Annotated in this window: 22 protein-coding genes; 10 read left to right on the forward strand and 12 right to left on the reverse strand. The window is 73.9% G+C overall.

Annotated features, from left to right (window positions below; translation table 11 throughout):
• Positions 1-4 precede the first annotated feature (4 nt).
• The 3 genes from IE290_RS08155 (at position 5) to IE290_RS08165 (ending at position 2,981) form a co-directional block, all read left to right on the forward strand.
• Positions 5-766, forward strand: coding sequence for an IclR family transcriptional regulator (locus tag IE290_RS08155; protein WP_191243819.1), 762 nt, complete (start codon positions 5-7; stop codon positions 764-766).
• Positions 767-849: 83 nt separating this feature from the next.
• Positions 850-1,779, forward strand: coding sequence for a PDR/VanB family oxidoreductase (locus tag IE290_RS08160; RefSeq protein WP_191244006.1), 930 nt, complete (start codon positions 850-852; stop codon positions 1,777-1,779).
• Positions 1,780-1,793: 14 nt separating this feature from the next.
• Positions 1,794-2,981 (forward strand): cytochrome P450, encoded by a 1,188-nt coding sequence (locus IE290_RS08165; protein ID WP_191243820.1) that lies wholly within the window; start codon positions 1,794-1,796, stop codon positions 2,979-2,981.
• Here IE290_RS08165 and IE290_RS08170 read toward each other — a convergent pair.
• The 3 genes from IE290_RS08170 to IE290_RS08180 form a co-directional block, all read right to left on the reverse strand.
• The gene (locus IE290_RS08170; RefSeq protein ID WP_191243821.1) at positions 2,962-4,806 is read right to left on the reverse strand and encodes an FtsX-like permease family protein; all 1,845 of its coding nucleotides are present in this window, start codon (positions 4,804-4,806) and stop codon (positions 2,962-2,964) included. The genes IE290_RS08165 and IE290_RS08170 overlap by 20 nt on opposite strands.
• Before the next feature lie 2 nt (positions 4,807-4,808).
• Positions 4,809-5,579 (reverse strand): ABC transporter ATP-binding protein, encoded by a 771-nt coding sequence (locus IE290_RS08175; RefSeq protein ID WP_191243822.1) that lies wholly within the window; start codon positions 5,577-5,579, stop codon positions 4,809-4,811.
• Between the two features lie 197 nt (positions 5,580-5,776).
• Positions 5,777-6,625: a universal stress protein gene (locus tag IE290_RS08180; protein ID WP_191243823.1), complete on the reverse strand. Its 849-nt coding sequence runs from the start codon at positions 6,623-6,625 to the stop codon at positions 5,777-5,779.
• A gap of 57 nt (positions 6,626-6,682) precedes the next feature.
• Here IE290_RS08180 and IE290_RS08185 point away from each other — a divergent pair, with 57 nt between their 5' ends.
• On the forward strand, positions 6,683-7,624 hold the full coding sequence (locus IE290_RS08185) for a zinc-binding dehydrogenase (protein ID WP_191243824.1): 942 nt from the start codon (positions 6,683-6,685) through the stop codon (positions 7,622-7,624).
• Here IE290_RS08185 and IE290_RS08190 read toward each other — a convergent pair.
• A complete protein-coding gene (locus tag IE290_RS08190; protein ID WP_191243825.1) occupies positions 7,551-8,453 on the reverse strand; it encodes an EamA family transporter in 903 nt (300 codons plus the stop codon). The genes IE290_RS08185 and IE290_RS08190 overlap by 74 nt on opposite strands.
• A gap of 52 nt (positions 8,454-8,505) precedes the next feature.
• On the opposite strand from IE290_RS08190, the gene IE290_RS08195 reads away from it, so the two are divergent.
• Positions 8,506-9,033 (forward strand): CGNR zinc finger domain-containing protein, encoded by a 528-nt coding sequence (locus IE290_RS08195; protein ID WP_191243826.1) that lies wholly within the window; start codon positions 8,506-8,508, stop codon positions 9,031-9,033.
• 7 nt (positions 9,034-9,040) lie between these two features.
• Here the strand turns inward: IE290_RS08195 and IE290_RS08200 are convergent, their stop codons facing one another.
• Genes IE290_RS08200 through IE290_RS08215 form a run of 4 tightly spaced genes read right to left on the reverse strand, consistent with a single transcriptional unit; the run spans position 9,041 to position 12,975 of the window.
• The gene (locus tag IE290_RS08200; protein ID WP_191243827.1) at positions 9,041-10,075 is read right to left on the reverse strand and encodes a DNA polymerase IV; all 1,035 of its coding nucleotides are present in this window, start codon (positions 10,073-10,075) and stop codon (positions 9,041-9,043) included.
• 10 nt (positions 10,076-10,085) lie between these two features.
• Positions 10,086-10,394, reverse strand: coding sequence for an AtuA-related protein (locus IE290_RS08205; protein WP_229874308.1), 309 nt, complete (start codon positions 10,392-10,394; stop codon positions 10,086-10,088).
• Positions 10,394-11,686, reverse strand: a complete 1,293-nt coding sequence (locus tag IE290_RS08210; protein ID WP_191243829.1) for an acyclic terpene utilization AtuA family protein — start codon at positions 11,684-11,686, stop codon at positions 10,394-10,396. The genes IE290_RS08205 and IE290_RS08210 overlap by 1 nt, the downstream gene beginning before the upstream one ends.
• The gene (locus tag IE290_RS08215; RefSeq protein WP_191243830.1) at positions 11,683-12,975 is read right to left on the reverse strand and encodes a CitMHS family transporter; all 1,293 of its coding nucleotides are present in this window, start codon (positions 12,973-12,975) and stop codon (positions 11,683-11,685) included. Before IE290_RS08215 ends, IE290_RS08210 begins: the two co-directional genes overlap by 4 nt.
• Before the next feature lie 98 nt (positions 12,976-13,073).
• On the opposite strand from IE290_RS08215, the gene IE290_RS08220 reads away from it, so the two are divergent.
• The gene (locus tag IE290_RS08220; RefSeq protein WP_191243831.1) at positions 13,074-14,084 is read left to right on the forward strand and encodes a LysR family transcriptional regulator; all 1,011 of its coding nucleotides are present in this window, start codon (positions 13,074-13,076) and stop codon (positions 14,082-14,084) included.
• On the opposite strand, the gene IE290_RS08225 is transcribed toward IE290_RS08220, so the two are convergent.
• On the reverse strand, positions 13,999-15,915 hold the full coding sequence (locus IE290_RS08225; protein ID WP_191243832.1) for a primary-amine oxidase: 1,917 nt from the start codon (positions 15,913-15,915) through the stop codon (positions 13,999-14,001). The genes IE290_RS08220 and IE290_RS08225 overlap by 86 nt on opposite strands.
• Positions 15,916-15,926: 11 nt before the next feature.
• On the reverse strand, positions 15,927-17,327 hold the full coding sequence (locus tag IE290_RS08230; RefSeq protein WP_191243833.1) for an APC family permease: 1,401 nt from the start codon (positions 17,325-17,327) through the stop codon (positions 15,927-15,929).
• A 242-nt stretch (positions 17,328-17,569) separates the two neighbouring features.
• Between IE290_RS08230 and IE290_RS08235 the strand changes: the two genes are divergently transcribed.
• The 3 genes from IE290_RS08235 to IE290_RS08245 all read left to right on the forward strand — a co-directional run bounded on the left by IE290_RS08235 (position 17,570) and on the right by IE290_RS08245 (position 20,299).
• Positions 17,570-19,009, forward strand: coding sequence for an APC family permease (locus IE290_RS08235; protein ID WP_191243834.1), 1,440 nt, complete (start codon positions 17,570-17,572; stop codon positions 19,007-19,009).
• Entirely contained in the window at positions 19,006-19,752 is a 747-nt protein-coding gene (locus IE290_RS08240) for an IclR family transcriptional regulator (protein ID WP_191243835.1), read from the forward strand. The genes IE290_RS08235 and IE290_RS08240 overlap by 4 nt, the downstream gene beginning before the upstream one ends.
• Positions 19,753-19,819: 67 nt before the next feature.
• The gene (locus tag IE290_RS08245) at positions 19,820-20,299 is read left to right on the forward strand and encodes a pyridoxamine 5'-phosphate oxidase family protein (protein WP_191243836.1); all 480 of its coding nucleotides are present in this window, start codon (positions 19,820-19,822) and stop codon (positions 20,297-20,299) included.
• A 7-nt stretch (positions 20,300-20,306) separates the two neighbouring features.
• Here the strand turns inward: IE290_RS08245 and IE290_RS08250 are convergent, their stop codons facing one another.
• Positions 20,307-20,774, reverse strand: coding sequence for a hypothetical protein (locus IE290_RS08250; protein WP_191243837.1), 468 nt, complete (start codon positions 20,772-20,774; stop codon positions 20,307-20,309).
• Positions 20,775-20,820: 46 nt separating this feature from the next.
• Between IE290_RS08250 and IE290_RS08255 the strand changes: the two genes are divergently transcribed.
• Positions 20,821-21,741: a cobalamin-binding protein gene (locus IE290_RS08255; protein ID WP_191243838.1), complete on the forward strand. Its 921-nt coding sequence runs from the start codon at positions 20,821-20,823 to the stop codon at positions 21,739-21,741.
• On the opposite strand, the gene IE290_RS08260 is transcribed toward IE290_RS08255, so the two are convergent.
• On the reverse strand, positions 21,696-22,199 hold the full coding sequence (locus IE290_RS08260; RefSeq protein WP_191243839.1) for an OsmC family protein: 504 nt from the start codon (positions 22,197-22,199) through the stop codon (positions 21,696-21,698). The two genes, IE290_RS08255 and IE290_RS08260, sit on opposite strands and share 46 nt — an antisense overlap.
• Positions 22,200-22,218: the final 19 nt, after the last annotated feature.

A 22,218-nucleotide genomic window follows, 5' to 3' on the forward strand; every position in this document is an offset into this window, starting at 1 on the left:
GGCCGTGGCGAGGCAGGCGACCGGTGAGTCCGTTCTCTCCCGCGCCGTGCGGATCTTCGAGGCCTTCACGCCCGACGAACCGGTGCTGCAGGTCTCCGAGATCGCCCGGCGCACGGGTCTGCACCTGGCCACCGCGTCCCGCCTGGTGGCCGAGCTGACCAGCCACGGCCTGCTCGCCCGCGACGACGACCGCCGGGTGCGGATCGGCGTGCGGATGTGGGAGCTGGCCCTGCGCGCCTCGCCCACGGCCACGCTCCGCGACGCCGCCATGCCGTTCATGGAGGACGTGCACGCCGTCGTCGGGCACCACGTGCAGCTCGGTGTCCGCGACGGCGCCGAGGTGATCTTCCTGGAACGCCTCTCCGCCCCGAAAGCGGTGATCAACTACACCCGCGTCGCCGGCCGGCTGCCGCTGCACGCGTCCTCCTCCGGGCTGGTCCTGCTCGCCCACGGGCCCGCCGACCTGCGGGAGCGCGTGCTCGCCGGGCCGCTGCGGGCCTACACGGGGAACACCATCACCACGGCGAGCCGCCTGCGGGCCGCGCTCGCCGACATCCGCAAAGAGGGTTTCGCCTGGTGCCCGGGCCACATCCACGAGGAGGCGCTCGGCGTCGCGGTCCCGGTCAAGGACGCGCGCGGGACGGTGATCGCGGCCCTGTCGGTCATCGTGCCCAACACCGCCGAGAGCAGGGCCGTCACCGGAGTCCTGATGGCCGCCGCCCGCGGCATCACCCGCTCGCTCCCGCCCTCACCTCTCATTCAGTGAGAACCCGGTCGCCGCCCGCGACCGCGGAAACGCATCCTGCGTGCCAGCAACCCAGCGCAAGGAGGCGTCCGGTGAGCCAAGTCGTGACCCTGCAGGTCACCGCACGAGAACAACGCGCCGAGGGGGTGCTGGCGCTGACCCTGTCCCGTCCGGACGGCGGACGGCTGCCGGACTGGACCCCCGGCGCGCACATCGACCTCGTGCTCCCCAACGGGGCGACCCGCCAGTACTCGCTGTGCGGCGACCGGTGGGACGCGCACAGCTACCGCATCGGCGTGCTGCGCGAACCCCAGAGCCGCGGCGGTTCCGCCTACGTGCACGACCACCTGCGCGTCGGCGACCGCGTCGGGGTCGGCGGGCCGCGCAACAACTTCCCGCTCGTCCCGTCGCAGCGGTACCTGTTCGTCGCGGGCGGCATCGGGATCACCCCGCTGCTGCCGATGATCCACCAGGCCGACCTGCTCGGCGCCGGCTGGACCCTGCTCTACGGCGGCCGCCGTAGAGCTTCGATGGCCTTCACCGACGAGCTGGCCGGCTACGGCGACCGCGTCCACCTGGTGCCCGAGGACGAGCACGGCCTGCTCGACCTCGCGTCCTGGCTGGGCACCCCGCGCCCGGGCACCAAGGTCTACTGCTGCGGGCCCGCTCCCCTGCTGGCCGCGGTGGAAACCGCCTGCCGCGACTGGCCGCCGCACTCGCTGCACGTCGAACGCTTCACCGCCCGCGAGCAGGCCCCGGTGCGGGACGAGCCGTTCGAGGTCGAGCTGCGGCGGACCGGCGCGACGGTCACCGTCACCCCCGAGGTGTCGGTGCTGGAGGCGGTGCGCGGCGCGGGCGTGGACGTGCTGTCCTCGTGCCGGCAGGGCACCTGCGGCACCTGCGAAACCGGTGTGCTGGCCGGGATTCCGGACCACCGCGACTCGATCCTCGCCGACCACGAACGCGCCGCGGGCGAGGTCATGTTCGTGTGCGTGTCCCGCTCCCGCACCGACCGCCTGGTCCTCGACCTGTGACCCCGGGGAGTCCCATGATCACCGACGACACCGACCCGTTCGCGCCGGATGTCCTGGCCGAACCCGGACCCCTGCACGCCCGGCTGCGCGACGCCGGCCCGGTCGTGTACCTGAACCGCTACGACGTCTACGCCCTCGCCCGCTACCAGCACGTGCACGCCGCGCTGGTGAACTGGCAGGACTTCTCTTCGGCCGCGGGTGTGGGACTGGCCAACTTCCGCGTGGAGAAGCCGTGGCGCCCGCCGAGCCTGCTGCTCGAGGCCGATCCGCCGCACCACGACGCCCCGCGCCGCGTGCTGTCCGGCATCCTCGGCCCGCGCGCGCTGCGGAAGCTGCGGGAGGACTGGTTCGCCGCCGCCGAGGACCTGGTCGAGCGGGTGCTGGACACCGAACTCGACGTCGTCCCCGCGCTCGCCGAGGCGTTCCCGCTGCGCGTCTTCCCGGACGCGGTCGGCATCGGCCGCGAGGGGCGCGAGAACCTGTTGCCCTACGGCAACTTCGCTTTCAACGCGTTCGGCCCGCGCAACGAGCTGGTCACCGAGCTGGTGCCGGACATGCCGCGGTGGTCGGGGTGGGTGACCGAGCAGTGCGCCCGCGACCGGCTCACCGGTGACGGCTTCGGCGCGGCGATCTGGGCGGCCGCCGACCGCGGGGAGATCACGCACGAGCAGGCGCCGCTGGTGGTCCGGTCGCTGCTCACGGCCGGCGTGGACACCACCGTGCACGGGCTGGCCGCCGGGCTGCACGCCTTCGCCACCCACCCGGACCAGTGGGACCGGCTGCGCGAGCAGCCCCAGCTGGCCCGGGTCGCCTTCGACGAGGCGGTGCGCTGGCAGTCGCCGGTGCAGACGTTCTTCCGCACCGCCACCCGCGACACCCGCGTCGCGGACGTGACCATCCCGGCCGGGCACAAGATCCTGATGTTCCTCGGCGCGGCCAACCGGGACCCGCGCCGCTGGGCCGACCCGGACGCCTTCGACCTGAGCCGCGACCCGTCCGGTCACGTCGGGTTCGGGATGGGCCTGCACCAGTGCGTCGGCCAGCACGTGGCCCGGCTGGAGGCCGAGGCGCTGCTGACCGCGCTGGCGAAGCGGGTGCGCCGGTTCGAACCGCTCGGCGGCGGCACCCGCCACCTGAACAACACGCTGCGCGCGTGGCGGTCGCTGCCGATGCGGCTGCACCTCAGTCGGCCGCGCCGGTGAGCGACACCGGGCTGGGCCGGGTCGCGGACAGCGCCGTCCACGCGCTGGTCACCCCGACCACCGCGAACGCGCCCAGCACCAGGACGCCGACCAGCGTCCACGGCACCACCACGACGGTCTGCCCGGTGATGCGGCCGGCCGCCGAGGAGATGCCGATCAGCGTCGCCGACGCGGCCAGACCACCCAGCACCAGGCCGATCCCGGTCACCGCGCCGGACTCCAGCACCGCGGTCCGCACCACCTGAGCGCGGGTCAGGCCGGTCACCCGGGCCACGGCGAACTCGCGGCGGCGGTCGGCCGCGGCGATCACCACGGCGTTGATCACCGCGATCAGCGCGTACAGCCCGGCCAGGCCCATGATCACGGTCATGATGCCGGTGCTGACGTCCTGCTGCTCCGAACTGCCGGCGGCGATCCAGCTGTCCACTGTGGTCACTTCGCCGCGAGTGGCGAGGGCGGCCGGGTCGGCGCCGGGTTCGAGCCGCACGATCGACTCGGTGGGCGCGGCGGCCATCAGCGCGGCGGGCACGATCTCGCGCGGCAGCAGGAAATCCGCGCCGCCGCCGAGGCTTTCCGGCAGCACGGCCACGACCCGCAGGTCCAGTTCCTGGTCGCCGATCCGGGCGGTGACGGTGCTGCCGACCGGGGCGAAGCCGTCGGCGACGGCGATGGCGGGCCCGGTCAGATCGGCGAGCGATCCGCTCGCCGGGCCGCGGGTGTGGGTCGCGGCGTAGGCGGCGGGGTCGACCACCGTCGCGACCTCCTGTTCGACCTCGGTTTCGTCGTCGTCGCGGGTCACGACCGAGATGGGCACCCGGGTCTGCGGGGACACCACGGCCACGCCGGGAACGTCCAGATCGGACGGTCCGGTGGTGGTGACGACGAGGTCGCCGCGGAGGTCGGCGCGCTGCTCGATCTCGGTGCCCCTGCCGATGGTGGCGAGCGTGCCGGCCTGGGCGACCAGCAGCGCGACCAGCACGATCAGCGGGGCGGCGGTGGAGGCGCTGCGGCGGACGCCGTCGCGCAGGTTCGCCTCGGCGAGCCGTCCCAGGGGGCCGCGCAGGACCAGCCCGGCCACGCGCCCGGCGAGGGGCACGACCAGCGGGCTGAACGCGGTCAGCGCGACCGCGGCGGCGATGGCGGTGTTGATCGCGAGCGCGATGGCGCCCTCGGGCGGGGCGAAGGCGGACACGATGGACATGGCGACCGCCCCGGCCAGGAACAGCAGCCCGAAGAACCAGCGGGCGCCGGTCATCACACGGGTCGCGGCGCCGGTTTCGCGCAGGGCTTCCAGCGGCCGGACCTTCGCCGCGCGCCGGGACGCGGCGAGCACCCCGGCGACCGAGACGCCGAGCCCGATGCCCGCCGAGACGCCGAGGATCCAGTCCTGCCAGCGCGGGGTGAACGCGGGCGGGACGAACCCGAGGTCGCGCAGCAGCCAGGTCTGGAACCGCATCACCAGCAGGCCGAGCGGAACACCGAAGGCGGTGCCGAGCACCCCCAGCAGCAGGGCTTCGGACAGCAGCAGGCGGCGGACCTGGCCGCGACCGCCGCCGACGAGCCGCAGCAGCGCCAGGTCGCGGCGGCGCTGGGCGACGGTGAAGGCGAAGGTCGAGCTGACGATGAACACCGCGAGGAACGCCGAGATGCCCAGGGTCAGGCCGAGCAGGGTGACCGCCTCGGAGACCTCGCCGCCCGCGGTCGCCGCCGAGACCAGGATCAGCAGGGACGACTGGACGAGCGCGACCCCGAGGCACACGGTGAGGATCGCGCCGAGGAACAGCGGCCAGCGGTCGGTGAAGGTGTTCCAGGACAGGCGCAGCATGCTCAGGCCTCCAAGCGGGCGAGGCGGTCGGCGACCTCGCGGGCGGTCGGGGCGGCGGCGTGGTCGACGATGCGGCCGTCGCGCAGGAACACCACGGAGTCGGCGGCGGCCGCGGCGGCCGGGTCGTGGGTGACCATGACGATGCTCTGGCCGGTGGTGACGAGTTCGCGCAGCAGGCCGAGGACCTTGCGGGCCGCGGCCGAGTCGAGGGCGCCGGTGGGTTCGTCGGCGAAGAGGACGCGTGGCCGGGTGACCATGGCACGGGCGATCGCGACGCGCTGCTGCTGGCCGCCGGAGAGCTCACGCGGCCGGTGCCGGCGGCGGTCGTCGAGCCCGACGGCGGCCAGCACCGCGCGGACGTCCTTCGTGCGCGGCCGCGCCCCGGCGAGTTTGAGCGGCAGCGCGACGTTCTGCTCGGCGGTGAGGGAGCCGATGAGGTTGAAGCTCTGGAAGACGAAGCCGATCTCGCGGCGGCGCAGCGCGGTGAGGTCGGCGTCCCCGGCGGTGGTGATGTCCTGGCCGCCGAGCAGGACCTGCCCGCTGGTGACGCGTTCCAGGCCGGCGGCGCAGTGCAGCAGGGTGGACTTGCCGGAGCCGGAGGGCCCCATGACGGCGGTCCAGGACCCGGCCGGGAAGGCGACGCGGACGCCGTCGAGCGCGCGGACCTGCTGCGGGCCGGCGGAGTAGGTGCGGGTGACGTCCCGAAGCTCGACGGCGGGCTCGGAGAGCGGCCGGTGCGCGGCGGCGACCGCGGTTTCCAGAGGCGTTGTCATGGGTTAGATCCCATCGTGGATCACGGGCGGAGACAGCGGTGCCGACCACCGGATCCACGGTGGGGCTGGCCCTACCCCGGGGATCTCGCGACGCGCGGGAACGTGCCGGGACGCCACCGGCGCCACCAGCCGCGCCCGGCCGCGACTCACCTCGAGGCTCGGGCCGGTCGCCCCACGCGCCACCAGCCGCCTCGGGATCAGTGTGGGCGTACCACCAGCACCGGGCAGTCGGCGTGGTGGATCAGCGCCTGGCTCGTCGACCCGAGCACCAGTCCGCGGAACCCGCCCCGGCCGCGGCTGCCCACCACCACCAGCTGCGCCGTCCGGCTGCGCGCCAGCAGCTCGTCCCGCGGCCGGTCCCGCACCACGACCCGCTCCACCCGCACGTCCGGGTACCGCTCGCGCCAGCCGGCCAGCCGCTCGGCCAGCAGGCGCTGCTGTTCGCGCTCGACCTCGGCCCAGTCGAGGTCCGGCGCGGGCAGCGGCACCCCGTAGTCGGCGTCGCTCCAGGCGTGGACCGCCACCAGCGGCACCCCGCGCCACGCGGCCTCGTCGAAGGCCACCGCCAGCGCCTCCTCGCTGGTCGGGCTGCCGTCGATGCCCGCGACCACAGGGCCGGTGGCGTCCGGCCGCCCCCGCACCACCGCGACCGGGCAGGACGCGTGCGCGCTCACCGACACGGCCGTCGACCCGGCGAGCATCCCGGTGAACCCGCCCCGCCCGGACGAGCCGAGCACGACCATCCGCGCCGTGCGCGAGCACTCCAGCAGCAGCGACACCGCCGGTTCCAGCGGCATCTCGGTGGACACCGGCACCTCGCCCGCCACGGCCGCCGCCTCGGCCAGCAGCTGCTGCCCGGCCCGCTGCAGCTCGTCGAAGAAGCTCTGCGGTACCGGCAGCCCGCCGTCGAACCGGCCGCCGGTCACGTCGGCCGCGTAGACCAGCCGCAGCGGCAGCTTCCGCAGCGCCGCCTCGCCCGCCGCCCAGCGGACGGCGTCCAGCGCCGCCGGCGAACCGTCCACCCCGACCACGATCTCCTCCGCCATACCGCCCACGCTACTCACGCTTGACCTCCAGCGCGGTGGAGGTTGCAGCCTGGGGACATGCGAGTGATCGAGGCGGAGCGGTTCGGCGGCCCCGAGGTCCTGCGGGTGAAGACGGTGCCCGACCCGCACCCGGGACCCGGGCAGGTCGTCGTCGAGGTGAAGGTGGCGGGTGTGCTGTCGATCGACACGGCGATCCGCCGCGGCGAGGCCGGGCACCTGTTCCCGGTGACGCCGCCGTACGTGCCCGGCGCGGGCGCGGCCGGGCAGGTCACCGAGCTCGGCGAGGGGGTCGACCCGTCCTGGTGCGGGCAGTGGGTGCTGGCCGACGTCGACGGCGGGTACGCCGAACAGGTGGTCGCGACGCCCGCCCAGCTGATGCGCATCCCCGCGGGGGTGGGGTTGCGCGAGGCGATGGCGCTGCTGCACGACGGGGCCACGGCGCTGGCGGTGTTCGAGCGGGTGGGCGTCGGCCGCGGCGAGCGCGTGCTGGTGCAGCCGGCCGGGGGTGGCCTCGGCAGCCTGCTGGTGCAGCTCGCGCACGCGGCGGGCGCGCGGGTGATCGGCGCGGCGCGGGGCGCGGAGAAGCTCGAGACGGTGCGGGCGCTGGGCGCGGACGCGGTGGTGGACTACAGCGAGCCGGGGTGGACCGACCGGGTGGGGCCGGTGGACGTGGCGTTCGACGGCGTGGGCGGCGACCTGGGCCGCGCGGCCGCCGAGCTGGTCGTGCCCAGCGGCCGGTACTCCAACTACGGGTGGGCCGGCGGCGCCACCGTGCCCGCAGCGGAGGTGGCCCAGCGCGGCGTGACCGCCTACGGGTTGGAGCAGCTGCACGACTACGCCCCGGGCCGCCGCGCCCGCGCCGAACGGATGCTGCGCCTGGCCGCCCGGGGCGCCGTACGCACCGTGATCGGGCAGACCTTCCCGCTCAGCCGCGCCGCCGACGCGCACCGAGCGCTGGAAAACCGCGCCGCGAAGGGGAAGACGCTGCTGGTGGTCTAGCGCCGGCGGCGACCAGCGCCCCGCCCAGGACCAGTCCGCAGCCGAGCAGCTGCGGCAGCGACAGCCGTTCCCCCAGCACCAGTGCGCCCAGCACGACCGCGCCCACCGGGGTGAGCAGGAGCAGCACCGCCCCGGCCGCGCTGGACATCCGGGGCGTGTTCGCCGCCACCAGGAGCCACCCGACGACCTGCCCGCACACCGCGACGGCCACCAGCCAGCCGATTGCGGCCCACCCCGGCGTCAGGTCCAGCCCGTACCCGAGGGCCCCGGCGGCCAGCGACACGACCGCCGCGGACGCGGTGACCACCAGGTACGGCCGCCGCGTCCGCCCGTCCCGCCCGCCGCGGCGCAACAGGTGCAGAAAGCCTGCGTAGCACAGCGCGGCCAGTGACGCGTGGATCGTGCCGGCCACCGACGCCGGCTCGCCGGTCACGCCCGCGGCGAGCACCACGCCGGGCAGCACCAGCGCGACCGCCGCGAAGTAGCGGCGGGACACCGGTTCCCGGTCGGCCACCCACGCGATCACCGGTACCAGCACCACCTGCAGGTTGACCAGAACCGTGGACAGACCGGCCCCGATCTCGCCGATCGCCTGTGTCCACAGCAGACCGTCGCCGGCGAACAACGCGCCGGCCAGGACGGCCCGGAGGCGTTCGGCGCGGTCGAGCGCGCCGCCCGGTTCGGCGCGGGCGAGCAGTGCCAGCGGGCCCAGCGCGAACAGGCACCGGAAGAACGACGCGGTGCCCGGCGCGGTCCCGGACAGCTCGATCAGCACGGCCGAGGCGGAGACGCTCAGCGCCCCCGTCGCGACACCCCAGGCAGGTCGCATACCCGTTCGGCTACCCGTGGACCTAACAGGCAAACGCCGATATGCTCGTTAGATGTTCGTCGGCGGGCATGTGGCGCTCGACCTGGTCAACACGGTCGCGTGGCGCCTGGATCCGGCGCGGCGCGAGGAGCGGCTGCCGGACGACGAGGCGCTGCGGTGGTGGGCCGAGGCGGCCGGATTTCCGGTGGTGGCGAACGGTGGCGTGGCCGAGGTCCGTGCGCTGCGGGAGACGGCGCACCGGGTACTGGAGCCGCTGGCGACCGGCGCGGAAGCCGCGGACGCCGAACCGCTGCGCCGGCTGATCGTGGACGCGCTCGCGCGGGCGGAGGTGGCGTCGGTGGTGCCGCTGGAATGGCGGATCCCAGTGCACGGCACCCGGGACCTGCCGGCCGCGCTCGCACTGGAGACGTGGCGGCTGCTGCAGTTCGAAGACCTCACGCGGTTGCGCCAATGCGCGGACGGGGGCTGCGGATGGCTCTTCCTGGACCGCAGCCGCAACGGTTCCCGCCGCTGGTGCAGCTCGGCCGATTGCGGCAACCGGGAACGGGCGCGCCGCCACTACCACCGCACCCGGCGCTGAGCAGGCGTCACTCGTCGCGGTGGAATTCCGCTCGTACGCCCAGCAACCGCACCGGGCGGGTCCACTCGAAACGGTCCAGCAAGGACAGTGCGGCGCGCTCGATCTCGCCCCGGTCGCTCGTCGGCGCGGGCAGCGTCACGCTGCGGGTGTAGGTGAGGAACGGCTTGAACCGCACTTTGACCCCGATCCGCACCGCCGGCCGGGCCTCGGCCAGGACGTCCTCGGCCACCCGCGCCGCGAGCACCGACACCTGCGCCTCCACCGACGCGCGGTCGGTCAGATCCGCCTGGAACGTCGTCTCCCGGCTCCTCGACCGCGCCAGGTACGGCGTCGCCGTCACCTCGGTGTCGCCGGCGCCCTGGGCGAGCAGCCGGTACCACGGCCCCATCGTCGGACCGAAGCGCGCCGCCAGCTCGTCCGGGTCGGCCGTGCCCAGGTGCCGCACGGTGGTCAGCCCGGCCTCCGCGAGCTTCTTCGCCGTCTTGCGCCCGATCCCCCACAGCGCGTCGGTCGGCCGGTCGGCCATCACCTCGACCCAGTTCGCCCGCGTCAGCCGGTAGATCCCGCCCGGCTTGGCGAACCCGGTCGCGATCTTGGCGCGCACCTTGTTGTCGCCGATCCCGACCGCGCAGGACATCCCGGTCCGCTCGGCGACCCGCTGCTTGACCTCCGCCGCCAGCGCCTCCGGGTCCGCCACCCGGGCGCCGAGGAACGCCTCGTCCCACCCGAGAACCTCGACGACCACCGGGAAGGTCCGCAGCGTGGCCATCACCCGTTCCGAGACCTCCTCGTAGGCCTCCTTGTCGACCGGCAGGAACACCGCGTCCGGGCAGCGCTTGGCCGCCAGCCGCAGCGGCATGCCCGACTGGATGCCGAACTCGCGGGCCTCGTACGACGCGGTCGCCACCACGGCCCGCTCGGCCGGGTTGCCGGACCCGCCGACCACCACCGGCTTGCCGCGCAGCTCGGGATGCCGGGCGACCTCGACCGCCGCGATGAACTGGTCGAGGTCCACGTGCAGCACCCAGTCGTCCGCGGACACGCGGTCCAGGCTAGCCGGACAGCTCGATCTCCAGCGACAGCAACCGCGAGCTCAGCCCCTTGCCGTGGGTGTCCAGCGCGAGCGATGTGGTGACCCCGCCGTCGAGCGCCTGCCGGCACCGGAACTGCAGCGCGCACAGCTTCGGCAGCACGTACCGGACGACCTCGCCGCGCACCTGGCCGGCCAGGTGCTCCCGCACCCGCTCCGCAGTCACCTCGCGCTCCAGGTCCGCGAACTGCCGGTCGTCGTAGGGGAACAGCGACAGGATCGACGTGTCACCCTTGTCGCCGGCCCGGCAGTGCGCGATCTCGTGCAACATCACCCGCACGACCGACCCCCGAACACGGTCACCGCGGGCTCCACGCGGTCCCGGTCGATCAACGTGGACACGATCCCGATCACCTCCGTCACCGCCGTCCGGACGCCCCCGCCGCCGGCCGGCCCGTTCGTGTACAGCGCCTCCACCTCGTGGCAGACGACCTCGGCCCCGGCCCGGTCCGCGGCGGACGCGGCGACCCGCAGCCGGCACTCCGGCGACCCCTCCGCCCCCAGCACATCCGCTCGCACCCGCATGCCCGCGAGCCGCCGCACGACCACGTCGGCGGCCATTTCGGCGCGTGCCCGGGCGCCCGGGCCCTGGTAGGAGATCCCGGCTTCGGCCCGCCACCCGGCGCGGTAGCCGACGCTGACCTTCAACCGCTCCGGACGCGCCCGGCCGACCGCGCCGCGCACCGCCACCCGGTCGGGCCCGGTCTCGGTGACCGTCACCTCGCGCAGGTCGAGCGTGACGTCCGGGGTCAGGTAGGCGGTGGGGTCGGTGACCTCGTAGAGCAGCTGTTCCCGCACCGTCGCCCGCGACACCAGGCCGCCGGTTCCGGGCAGCTTGGACACCTCGACACCCCCGTCGGCGCGCACGTCGGCGAACGGGAACCCGAGCTCGGCCAGGCCGGGCACGTCCTTGCGGCCGGGGTCGGCGAAGTACCCGCCGGTGAGCTGGCCGGCGCACTCCAGCAGGTGCCCGGCCACGGTCCCGGCGGCCATCGGCGCCGGATCACGAAGGTCCCAGCCGAGCCGCTGGGCCAGGGGCGCGGTGAACAGCGACGGATCGGCGACGCGTCCGGTGAGCACCACCTGGGCGCCGGTCTCCAGCGCGGGCAGGATCTGCTCCGCGCCGAGGTAGGCGTTGGCGGACACCAGCTCGCCGTGCTCGGCCAGCGGGCGGCCGGTCTCCAAGGCCGGGGCGGCCGGGTCGATCCGGTCGAGCACGTCGTCGCCGGTCAGCACCGCGACGGTCAGCCCGAGCCCGAGACGGGCGGCGAGGTCCGCCGTCACCCGGCCGGCGGCCAGCGGGTTCGCCGCGCCCATGTTGGTGATCACCCGCACGCCCCGCGCCGCGGTGATCGGCAGCAGCCGCTCGAACCGGGCGACCAGCCGCGGATCGTAGCCCGCGTCCGGATCGGCGAGCCGGCGCTGCTGGCCGAGCGCGATCGTCCGCTCCGCCAGGCACTCCAGCACGAGATCGGCCAAGTCCCCGTCGCGGGCGAGCGCTTCCGCGGGTTCGAACCGGTCCCCGGCGAACCCCGCTCCCCCACCGATGCGTACGCAGTTCATGCACTCCCCTGGATCGCGCCCGTGACGAGGGCGACGGCGGTCATCACCACGGTCGTCCCGAAGGCCCACTTGAAGACGAACCGCTGGTGCTCGCCCAGGTCCACACCCGCCATCCCGACGAGGATGAACGTGGACGCGGTCAGCGGGCTGAGCGGGAACCCGGTGGTCATCTGCCCGAGCAACGCGGCACGGGCGACCTCCGCCGGATCACCGCCGAGCGCCGCGCTCGTCTCGGCGAGCACCGGCATCACCCCGAAGTAGTAGGCGTCCGGGGTGAACACCAGGCTCAGCGGCATCCCGGTCAGCGCGGTCAGCACCGGCAGTGCGCCTCCGGCCCAGTCCGGCACGACGCTCACCAGCGCCCGCGCCATCGCCTCGATCATCCCGGTGCCGGACAGGATCCCGGTGAACACCCCGGCGGCGAAGATCATCGTGGTCACCAGCACCACGTTGTGGCCGTGCCGCTCGAACAGCTCCTGCTGCTGACTCCACTTCGGACGGTTGACCAGCAGGGCGAGCACGAACGCGCCGACGAACAGCACCTCGAGCTTCGCCACCTGGGCCAGCAGCGCGGCCACCAGGGCGAGGGTGAGCACGACGTTGGCCCAGGACCGCACGCGATCGGCGCGGGTGCGTTCCACGATCGCCGCCGGAATCTCGCCCTCCAGGTCGAGCACCCCGATCCGCTTGCGTTCCGCCCGTCCGATCAGCCACGCGGCGAGGAGCACCCACGCGATCCCGGCCAGCATCGCGGGCAGCAGCGGCAGGAAGATCCGCCCGCTGTCGGCGTTCAGCGCCGCCATCGCCCGTGCGGTCGGACCACCCCACGGGACCAGGTTCATCACGCCCGCACCGAGAGCGACGACCCCGGCGAGCACCAGCCGCCGCATCCCGAGCCGCTGGTACAGCGGGAGCAGCGCGGACACCGTGATCAGGAACGTCGAGGCGCCGTCGCCGTCGAGGGCGACCAGCACGGTGAGCGCGGCGGTCCCGACGGTGATCTTCAGCGGATCGCCCTTCGCCCACCGCAGGATCCGCCGCACGGCCGGGTCGAACAGGCCGGCGTCGATCATCAGGCAGAAGTACAGGACCGCGAAGGTGATCATGATCGCGACCGGGGCGACCGTGGTGAGCCCCTTGCCGATCAGCTCGCCCAGGCGCGGGGCCGCCCCCACGGCGAGCGCGGCCAGCACCGGCACGACGGTCAGCGCGAGCAGGACCGAGACGCGGCGCGAGAGCACCCCGGCGAGGAACACGCCGATCGTCAGAAAGCCCGCCAGGGCAAGCATCTCGGGGACCTCCAGTGGCTGTCGACGGTGACGTCTGCCGACTCTGCGGCATCACAGCTATCGAGGTCAAACAAGAGTTACGCATAGACTCATGCGTCATGCGCATGGATCTGACGGTGCAGCAGCTCCGGGCCGTGGTCGAAGTGGCCGACGCCGGCGGGTTCACCACGGCCGCCCAGCGGCTGCACCTGGCCCAGTCGTCACTGAGCCGCACCGTCGCCGAGGTCGAGCGCAAGGTGGGCGTGCCGCTGTTCGAGCGCACCACCCGCCGGCTGGTGCCCACCGCGGCGGGCGTGGAGTTCACCCGGATCGCGCGGGAGGTCCTGGCCTCCTTCGATGCCGGGCTGCGGCACTTCACCGGATTCCTCGCCGGGACCCGCGGGCACGTCCGGGTGGCGACCCTGCCGTCGCTGGCCGCGATCCTGCTGCCGCCGGTGATCGCCCGCTACCGGCGGGAACTGCCGGACGTCGAACTGTCCATCGAGGACTGCCTGTCCGACGAGGTGCTCACCCGCGTGCGCTCCGGCGCGGTGGACCTCGCGGTCACGGTCGTCGGCGAGCCGCCCGGCGATCTGGAGGTGCAGCCGCTGGCCGCCGACGAGTGCTGCTGCGTCTTCCCGCCCGGCCACCGCTTCGCGGACGCGGAAACGCTGTCCTGGCAGCAGATCTCCGGCGAGCCGTTCATCGCGTTCTCCCCCGGCAGCAGCATCCGGCCGCTGGTCGACCACGCGCTCGCCGAAGCCGGGGTGGTGCCCGGCCGCACGATCGAGGCACGCAACATCGCCGCGGTGGCCGGGCTCGCCGCCGCCGGGCTGGGCGTGTCCGCGATCCCCGGGCTGGTGCTGCCGCTGGTCGCCTTCGCCGGGCTGCGCCACCGGCCCCTGGACGGGCCGCGCGCCGAGCGCACGATCGCCCTGGTGCGCGACCCGTCCCGGCCGCGGCCGCCGGCCGTCGCCGCGTTCACCGAAGCCCTGTTGCGGGCCCGGGACCGCGGCGACGGCCTGCCGGATCACGCGCGCTGGCTCACCCGCCGTGGCAGTGGCCCTGCGCCGAGGGCGGCACGTCCAGCGTCGGGTTCCGGTCGAAGAAACCGACCGGCTTCAACTTGAACCCGGTGTAGTCCACGGGCATCACCGGCCAGTCCTCCGGGCGCGGGAAGTGCGTCAGCCCGAAGGTGTGCCACAGCACGATGTCCTCGCCGTCGATGTCCCGGTCCGCCGCGGTCCACGCGGGCAGCCCGGCGCCGCCGGGGTTCTGGTTCACCAGGTCGCCGGCCGGGTAGCGCTCGGCGTCGGAGTAGCGGGTCACCCACAGGTGCTTCGTCGCGAACGTCGCCCGCGCGTGCACCGACGACGACTCGTCCGCCAGCAGCGTCGGCTGCCCCTCCGGGTAGAGCACGTACGCCGGGTTGCGGCCGAAGCGGTTCTGCCGGTCCGGGTTGACGATGTGCCACACGCGCCCCCGGGTGTTGTCGGCCGCGCGCGCCGCCTCCGACTCCCGGGTCAGCCGGGTGCGGGCCTCGCGGAAGGCGTTGCCGTACGGGTTGGCCTCGCTCACCGGCACGCGCACCGCGTCGACCTCGTCCACGGCGTTGCGGTCGCCGTCGACGCTGACGTCCAGCCGCGCGCAGAACAGGTGCTGGTGGTAGGGCGCACCCAGGCCGGGCGCCATCTCGGTGGCGTAGGAGTGGCCCTCGGCCGGGTACGCCGAGGTGAACGTGATGCCGGTGGCCTTGGCCTCCAGCTCGATCGTGCCGTCGAGGTAGAAGTACCAGTAGAAGCCGTAGTCGTAGTTGCCGATCGTGGTGAAGAACGACACCACAAGCCGCCGCTGCCGCCGCGTCTCGTGCGAGCCGGCGAACATGTCGCTGTGCTTCCACAGCACGCCGAAGTCCTCTTCGTGCATGCAGATCGCGTTGCGGATGGTGCGCGCCTGGCCGAGGTCGTCGGCCACCACCGCGTCGAAGTAGCGGATCTCGCCCAGGCAGTCGCAGCCCAGCTCGAGCGAATTGGTGTAGCGGGCGAACATGTACTCGCCGCAGTCGAAGTAGTTCTGCCAGAACCGCACCGGCGACGGGTCGGCGTAGGGCACCACCATCTCGGCCACCGACGCCCGGTACAGCACCGGCCGCTCGTGGAACGAGATCTCGTGCAGGGTCAGGCCTTCCCGCTCGTTGAAGCCCAGCCGCAGGTCCCAGTTCTGCCACCGCACCCGGCTGCCCTCGACCGTGAAGCTCGGGCCCTCGGGCTGGGTGATCCGGATCGGCTTGAGGCTCGTGCGGTGCGGCCCGGTCTGCGCCGGGTCGTCGAAGTTGCCCGGCTCCTGCGGCACCGGCAGGTCCCGGTGGTCGATCACCTTCGTCACCGCGCGAGCGGTCAGGTCGACGTAGGCGACCAGCCCGTCCACCGGGTGCGCCCACGGGTGGTCTTTCTCGTGGAACTGCTGGAAGCCCAGCGCCCGCACCACGCGGCGGCCGGTCTCCTCCGGGTGGTCGTAGGAGCCCGCGGACAGCGGCACCGCTCGCACCGTGGCCGGGTCGAGGCCGCGCCTGCGCAGCGCGTCGGTCCACCGCGGCTCGGCGCCCAGGATGTCCTCGATCAGCTCGAACTCGGTGTCGATGATCGGCGGCTGACCGTCGGTGACCGGGTCGATCTCCCGTAGCTCGTCCACTGTGGACCGGGTGGCGGAGACGACCACGTCCTTGGACGAGCCGTCCGCCAGGTCGAGCAGGATCGCGCGGAACCGGCGGTCCACCTCGTCGCCCGGCTGATGGGCGCGCACCGCGGCCTTGGCCGGCTCCTCCAGCGCCAGGAAGGCGAACCGGACCGATTCGCCCAGCAGGCCGGCGGCGGCGAGGATCTCGCGGACCGCGCGGACCTCGTCGGCGGTCATCGGGTCCAGCGGGTGCGTGGTGGTGGTGCGTTCTTCGGCGAGTGTCATCGACGATCCTTTCAGGCGAGGGCGGGTTCGGTGGCGGGCGAGCGCAGGACGGCCGAGAGCACGGCCCCGATGGCGAACGCGAGGACGAGCACGGCGGCGATGACGGCGGCCAGGCCGAACGAGCCGCCGATGAGCGTCGGGAAGTTGAGCACGGTCAGCACCAGGCACGTGCCCAGTCCGGCCAGGCCGAGCACCGGCGCGGCGAACGTGTGCCAGGCGCGCCGGTCCACCCGCGTGCGGCGGAAGAACACCACCACGGCCAGGCAGGTCAGCGTCATCAGCACGAGCACACCGAGGGTCGCGGTGCCGGCCATCCACGAGAACACCTGGGTCACCGGGTCCATCCCGGCCAGGGCGAACACCGCGATCAGCACGACCGCGCTCGCCGACTGCGCCAGCGACGCGACGTGCGGCGAACCGTGCCGGGTGTGGCTGCGTCCGCACACGGCGGGCAGCGCGCCGGAGTTGCCGAGCGAGAACGCGTACCGGGCGATGACGTTGTGGAACGACAGCAGCGCGGCGAACAGGCTGGTGACCAGCAGGACCTGGACGACGTCGGCGCCCGCGGTGCCCAGGTAGCGGCCCACCGTGGTGATGAGCATGTTCCCCGGGTCGGCGCCGGCCTGCTCGACCGCGCCCGCATCACCCCACGCCGAGACGACCGCCCAGCTGGACAGCGTGTAGAACCCGGCGATGAGCAGCAGCGACAGGTAGGTGGCGCGCGGGATCGTGCGGGCCGGGTCGCGGGCCTCGTCGCGGAACACCGCGGTGGCTTCGAACCCGATGAAGCTCGCGATCGCGAACATGATCGCGATGCCCACCGAGCCGGAGCCGATCTGAGCCGGCTGCAGGAACGCCGTGGACAGTCCGGCCTCGCCGCCACGCACGGTCACGACCGCGTCGAAGACCAGCACGATCCCGGCCTCGCACAGCAGCAGCACGCCGAGGACCTTGCTGCTCAGGTCGATGTGCCGGTAGCCGAGCACGCCGACCACGGCGAGCGCGGCCAGCGACCACACCCACCACGGCAGCGCGGGACCGCCGTAGTGCTGGACCAGGCCGTCCAGGGCGGCGCCGAGGTAGCCGTAGACGGCCAGCTGCACCGCGGTGTAGGTGACCAGGGCGAGGAACGCCGCGCCGAGGCCTGGCGCGCGGCCCAGCCCCTCGCGGATGTAGGCGTAGAACGCCCCGGCGTTGGGGACGTGACGGCTCATCGCGCAGAACCCGACCGCGAACAGCAGCAGGACCACGCAGCACAGCACGAAGGTGGCGGGGAATGCGGCGCCGTTGCCGAGCGCGACGCCCAGCGGCACGCTGCCGGCGACGACGGTGAGCGGCGCGGCGGCCGCGACGACCATGAAGACGATGGAGCCGGCGCCCAGCGAACCGGTCAGCGACCGTGGCGTATCCATGAGACCTCCGGGGACTCAGCGGGGATTTCCGGTGACGGCTGCACAGCGTTGAGCAGCAACGTTGCGCCGCCGTCAGTCCCGGGTCAAACCCCGGTCTCCGGCACCGGGAACTCCCGCGGCGGCGTTCTCCCAACGCGGGAACGGGCCGGGGAAAATTCTCATTTGACGTCACGAGGCATGTGCCGCGGCGTGACCCCGGAGTTACAGTCCCAGGTTACCGTCCACAGAGGAGGAAGAGCTGGATGTCCCTGCCACCCCGGGTGCTGCCGCCGCTGCGGCGCGAGTCCCCGATGTCCGGGCTCGACCGCCGCAACCTCGGCCCGCTCCAGGTGTTCGCGCAGTCGATCTCGGCGGCGGCGCCGTCGGCGGCGATGGCGGCCGCGCCCGCGGTCGCCGCGGCCGGAGCCGGCACCGGGGTGCTGTGGTCGTTCGTCGTCGCGACGGTGCTCGCGCTGCTCATCGGCCTGGGCATCGCCCAGTTCACGCGCCGCATGGCCGCCGCCGGGTCGCTGTACAGCCTGACCGCGAAGGGGCTCGGCCCGGTCACGGCCTTCGCGTGCGGCGGCGCGCTGCTGGTCGGCTACGGCCTGCTGACCATGGCCGCGCTCACCGGATCCGGCGTCTACCTGCAAGACGTGCTGCGGCGGGTCGGGGTGGACCTGGGCTGGGGGCTGGTGGCGGCGCTGGTGCTGGTGCTGGGCGCGCTGGCCACGGCGTGCGTGCTGCGGGGCGTGCGGTTGTCGGCCACGGTCGTGCTGGTCACCGAGGCGGTGTCGATCTCGTTGATGCTGGTGGTGTTCGGGTTGCTGCTGGCGCGCGTCGGACCGGAGCTGGCGCCGGCCACGCCGGACCGCGGGGTCGGCGGGATCGCCGCCGGGGTGCTGCCCGCGCTGGGCGCGTTCATCGGGTTCGAGGCGGCCGCGTCGTTCGGGGTCGAGGCGCGGCGGCCGTTCCGCACGGTGCCGCGCGCGGTGCAGGGCACGGCCGCGTTGTGCGGGGTGCTGTACCTGGTGGCGGCGTACACGCAGGTCATCGGGCTGGGCGCGCTGCCGGGCGGGCTGGCCGGGCAGGCCGAGCCGGTGAGCACGCTGGCCGCGCTGCAGCAGCTGCCGTGGCTGTCCTACCTGCTCGACCTGGGCATCGCGGCGTCGTTCCTGGCGTGCACGCTGGCGACCGGCAGCGCGCTGGTGCGGGTGCTGTTGTCGATGGGCCGCGAAGGTGTGGCGCCCGCGGCGCTGGGCCGGACGCACCCGCGGTACCGGACGCCGCACGTCGCGATCCTCGCGGTGCTGCCGCCGGTCGCGGTGGTGCCGGTGGTGCTGATGGCGGCCGGGATGAGCACCACGTCGGTGTTCGTCACGCTGCTCAACGTCGCGGTGTTCGGGTACCTGGTGGCGTACCTGCTGGTGTGTGTGGCGGCGCCGGTGTTCCTGTACCGGATCGGCGAGCTGACCCGCGGGGTGCTGGTGGTCAGCGCGATCACCGCGCCAGCGCTGCTGGCGGCGCTGGTGGTGTTCACCGCCGACAACCTGGGCGGGCCGTATCCGGCGGTGTTCGGGCTGTTCGCGCTCGGCGGTCTGGCGTGGTTCGCGTGGCTGCGCCGGCGGCGGCCGCGGCAGCTGGCGCGGATCGGGATCTACGACGAGACGTCCGAGGCCGATCTGCTGGGCGGCGAGCGGTGAGCCCCGAGACGCCGCTGTCGGGCCGCCAGCCGAAGGCGGTGCGCAGCGCGCTGGCCGTGCTGGAGGAGGTCGTGGCGGCCGGGCCGGGCGTGACGGCGAAGGAGATTTCGGCGGCGCTGAAACTGCCCCCGGCGACGACCTACCGGCTGCTGAACCTGCTGGTCGGCGAGGAGTACCTGGTGCGGTTGCCGGACCTGCGGGGGTTCGCGCTGGGCCGCCGCGCCGGGCGCCTGGCGATGCCGGTGACGGTGCGCCCGCCGGCGGCCGCGCGGGCGATCGTGGAGCACCTGCGGCAGCGGGTGCGGTGGGGTGTGCACCTGGCGTCCTACCGGACCGGGCGGCTGACGCTGGTCGATCCGGACCCCGACCACCCGCCGTCGGACGGGGCGCTGCTCGCGCGGTACCCGCACGTGTCCGCGCTGGGCAAGCTGCTGCTGGCCGAGCAGGCCGACTGGCGGGCGGTGGTGCGGGAGCTGCGGTCGTTCACCGAGCGCACGATCGTCGACGCCGACCGGCTGGACGCCGAACTGGCCGAGGTGGCGCGCAGCGGGATGGCGCGGCAGTGCGGTGAGCTGCTGGAACGCAAGGGGTGCCTGGCGGTGGCGATCCGGGACGTGGTGACCGGCGAGCTGGTCGCGGGGCTGGCGGTGAGCGGCCCGGCGGAGCGGGTCGCCGAGCCGAACGCCGAGCTGGTGGCGCTGGTGCGCGACCACGCCGGGCAACTCGCGCCACTTCTGGCGTGAGCGATGTCGAGAACGCGGACGCGGCTCCGTCCCCGGCGTGACACACAACGAACCGGAGGAGACGGACATGGATGTCACCGCGGAACTGGCCAAGCCGATCGCACAGCAGCTGCTGCGTTCGGACATCCCCGCGCGGCTGGCCTACGACGGGCTGGACGGCGCGCCACGGGTGATCCCGATCGGGTTCTGGTACGACGGCGCGAACGTGGTCATGGCCACCGTGCCCGGCTCGGCGAAGGTCCCGGCCCTGCGGCGCAACCCCCGGGTGGCGATCACCATCGACTACGTGAGCCCGTGGCCGCCCCGCGTGCTGCTGATCCGCGGCACCGCGCACCTGGAGCTGGTCGACGGCGTGCCGGACGCCTACATCGAGGCGAGCCGGAAGGTGACGCCGGCCGATGTGTTCGAGTCCTGGGAGCAGGGCGTGCGCGCGCTGTACGAGCAGATGGTGGTCATCACGGTCACCCCGGACTGGGCGAAGCTGCTGGACTTCGAAACGACGCTCCCGAAGGCGGTCGAGGAGCTGCTCCAGGCGCGCCAGGGCTGAGGGGCGCTCACACCGTCCCGGCACCGGGCACGACCACCACCCGGTCCGCCCCGAGGTCGAAGGCGAGGACCGGCCGGTCGTCGCCTTCGGGGCAGAGCAGCACCGGTTTGCCGAGGTGACGGCCCAGCGTCGCGAACAGACGGCAGAGCGCTTCCACGCCCCGCTGACCCCGTAGCTCGCGCAGGTCGATGTCGAAATCGATCGAGCCGGGCTCGAGCGGCCAGAAGTTCACCTGGCAGCCGGGCTCGGGCCACACCCGCAGCACTCCCGTGCCACCCAGCATCGCTTCGACGCTCGGCGGTGGTCCCGGCTCTCCGTCCGCCACGTAGGAGTGCGGCCAGCCCCGGGACACCACGAGATCGAGCAGCGCCCGCCAGTCCTGCACGGCCGTCAGGGGCACGTGGCCGTCCGGCAGCGCCCCCATCACCTCGACGTCGAGGAATCGCCGGACGTCGGGCCAGTGCGGATCCGTCACCGGCTCAGCCTGCCCGAATCCTGGCCGGCGATCTAGGCTCGGAGCGGTGCGGATCGTGTCGTTGCTGCCCGCCGCCACGGACATCGTGGCCGAGCTGGGGCTGCTCGGGGACCTCGTCGGCCGGACGCACGAATGCGACTGGCCGCCGGGCGTCGAGGGCGTGCCCGTGGTGACCGGCAGCGGCCTCGACACCACCATGAGCAGCCGCGAGATCTCGCAGGCCGTCGGCGGCGCGCACACCGGCTCCGCGCTCTACGCGCTCGACTCCGCGAAGCTCGCCGAGCTGCGTCCCGACGTCATCCTCACCCAGGACCTGTGCGACGTCTGCGCGGTCTCCTACCGCCACGTCTCCGAGACCGTGCGCCTCCTGGACACCGGCCCGCGGGTGCTCAGCCTCGAACCCCGCACCCTGCCCGAGGTCCTCGACTGCCTGCGGCAGGTCGGCGAGGTCCTCGGCGTGCCGAACACCGCCCGCGCCAAGCACGAAGAACTGCGCGCCCGGCTCACCCGCCTCCAGGAGCGGACCCGGCGCCTGCCCCGCCCGCGCGTCGCCGCGATCGAGTGGCTCGATCCGCTCTGGCCGGCCGGTCACTGGGTGCCCGAGCAGATCGCCGCCGCCAGTGGGGAGCCCCTCCTCGCCCGGCCCGGCGAACACACGCAAGCCATCGACTGGACCGAGCTGACCACCGCGAAACCGGACGTCCTGCTCCTGCTCCCGTGCGGTCTGCCGCCGGAGCGCACCGAAGCCGAACTCGGCCTGCTCACCACCCGCCCGGGCTGGGGCGACCTGCCCGCCGTGCGCAGCGGGCAGGTGTGGATCCTCGACGGCCCGTCCTACTTCAACCGCCCCGGCCCGCGCGTCGTCCGCGGCGCGGAAATCCTCGCTCACGTGCTGCACGGCATCGGGACCGTCGAGCCGGATCAGGCGAGGCGCACCTCGATCTCCGGCGGCGTCCGCAGCGTCTGATACACCACGCAGTACCGCTCGGTGAGCTTGCGCAGCGTCGCCAGCTCTTCCTCGGACGCGTCGGTGTCCAGGTCGAACGACAGCCGGATCGACTGGAACCCGACCGGTGCCGTCTTGTCGACCCCGAGCGTGCCCCGGAAGTCCAGGTCGCCCTCGGCCCGCACGGTCCCGCCGCGGATCTCCAGCCCCAGCGACGTCGCCACCGCCCGCAGCGTCACCCCCGAGCACGCCACCAGTGCCTCCAGCAGCATGTCGCCGGAGCACGCCAGGCTGCCGTCCCCGCCGGTGGCCGGGTGCAGGCCCGCCTCGACCACCGCCCGGCCGGTCTCGACCTTGCACGAGATGCCCAGGCCGTCCAGTTCGGCGTTGGCCCGCAAGGTGATCAGCGCCCGTGACGGGTCCTCCCGGTAGCGCTCCTTGAGCGGCGCCTGCAGTTCCCTCAGTTCGGTCGCGTCCATGCGGCCAGTATGACCGCGT

This window comes from Amycolatopsis deserti (assembly GCF_014653945.1).
Taxonomy (GTDB): domain Bacteria; phylum Actinomycetota; class Actinomycetes; order Mycobacteriales; family Pseudonocardiaceae; genus Amycolatopsis_E; species Amycolatopsis_E deserti.

Coding starts and splice junctions, on each gene's coding strand:
- IE290_RS08165 (WP_191243820.1), top strand. CDS start 1,794: ATGATCACCGACGACACCGACCCGTTCGCGCCGGATGTCCTGGCCGAA.
- IE290_RS08170 (WP_191243821.1), bottom strand. CDS start 4,806: ATGCTGCGCCTGTCCTGGAACACCTTCACCGACCGCTGGCCGCTGTTC.
- IE290_RS08175 (WP_191243822.1), bottom strand. CDS start 5,579: ATGACAACGCCTCTGGAAACCGCGGTCGCCGCCGCGCACCGGCCGCTC.
- IE290_RS08180 (WP_191243823.1), bottom strand. CDS start 6,625: ATGGCGGAGGAGATCGTGGTCGGGGTGGACGGTTCGCCGGCGGCGCTG.
- IE290_RS08185 (WP_191243824.1), top strand. CDS start 6,683: ATGCGAGTGATCGAGGCGGAGCGGTTCGGCGGCCCCGAGGTCCTGCGG.
- IE290_RS08190 (WP_191243825.1), bottom strand. CDS start 8,453: ATGCGACCTGCCTGGGGTGTCGCGACGGGGGCGCTGAGCGTCTCCGCC.
- IE290_RS08195 (WP_191243826.1), top strand. CDS start 8,506: ATGTTCGTCGGCGGGCATGTGGCGCTCGACCTGGTCAACACGGTCGCG.
- IE290_RS08205 (WP_229874308.1), bottom strand. CDS start 10,394: ATGTTGCACGAGATCGCGCACTGCCGGGCCGGCGACAAGGGTGACACG.
- IE290_RS08210 (WP_191243829.1), bottom strand. CDS start 11,686: ATGAACTGCGTACGCATCGGTGGGGGAGCGGGGTTCGCCGGGGACCGG.
- IE290_RS08215 (WP_191243830.1), bottom strand. CDS start 12,975: ATGCTTGCCCTGGCGGGCTTTCTGACGATCGGCGTGTTCCTCGCCGGG.
- IE290_RS08220 (WP_191243831.1), top strand. CDS start 13,074: ATGCGCATGGATCTGACGGTGCAGCAGCTCCGGGCCGTGGTCGAAGTG.
- IE290_RS08225 (WP_191243832.1), bottom strand. CDS start 15,915: ATGACACTCGCCGAAGAACGCACCACCACCACGCACCCGCTGGACCCG.
- IE290_RS08230 (WP_191243833.1), bottom strand. CDS start 17,327: ATGGATACGCCACGGTCGCTGACCGGTTCGCTGGGCGCCGGCTCCATC.
- IE290_RS08235 (WP_191243834.1), top strand. CDS start 17,570: ATGTCCCTGCCACCCCGGGTGCTGCCGCCGCTGCGGCGCGAGTCCCCG.
- IE290_RS08245 (WP_191243836.1), top strand. CDS start 19,820: ATGGATGTCACCGCGGAACTGGCCAAGCCGATCGCACAGCAGCTGCTG.
- IE290_RS08260 (WP_191243839.1), bottom strand. CDS start 22,199: ATGGACGCGACCGAACTGAGGGAACTGCAGGCGCCGCTCAAGGAGCGC.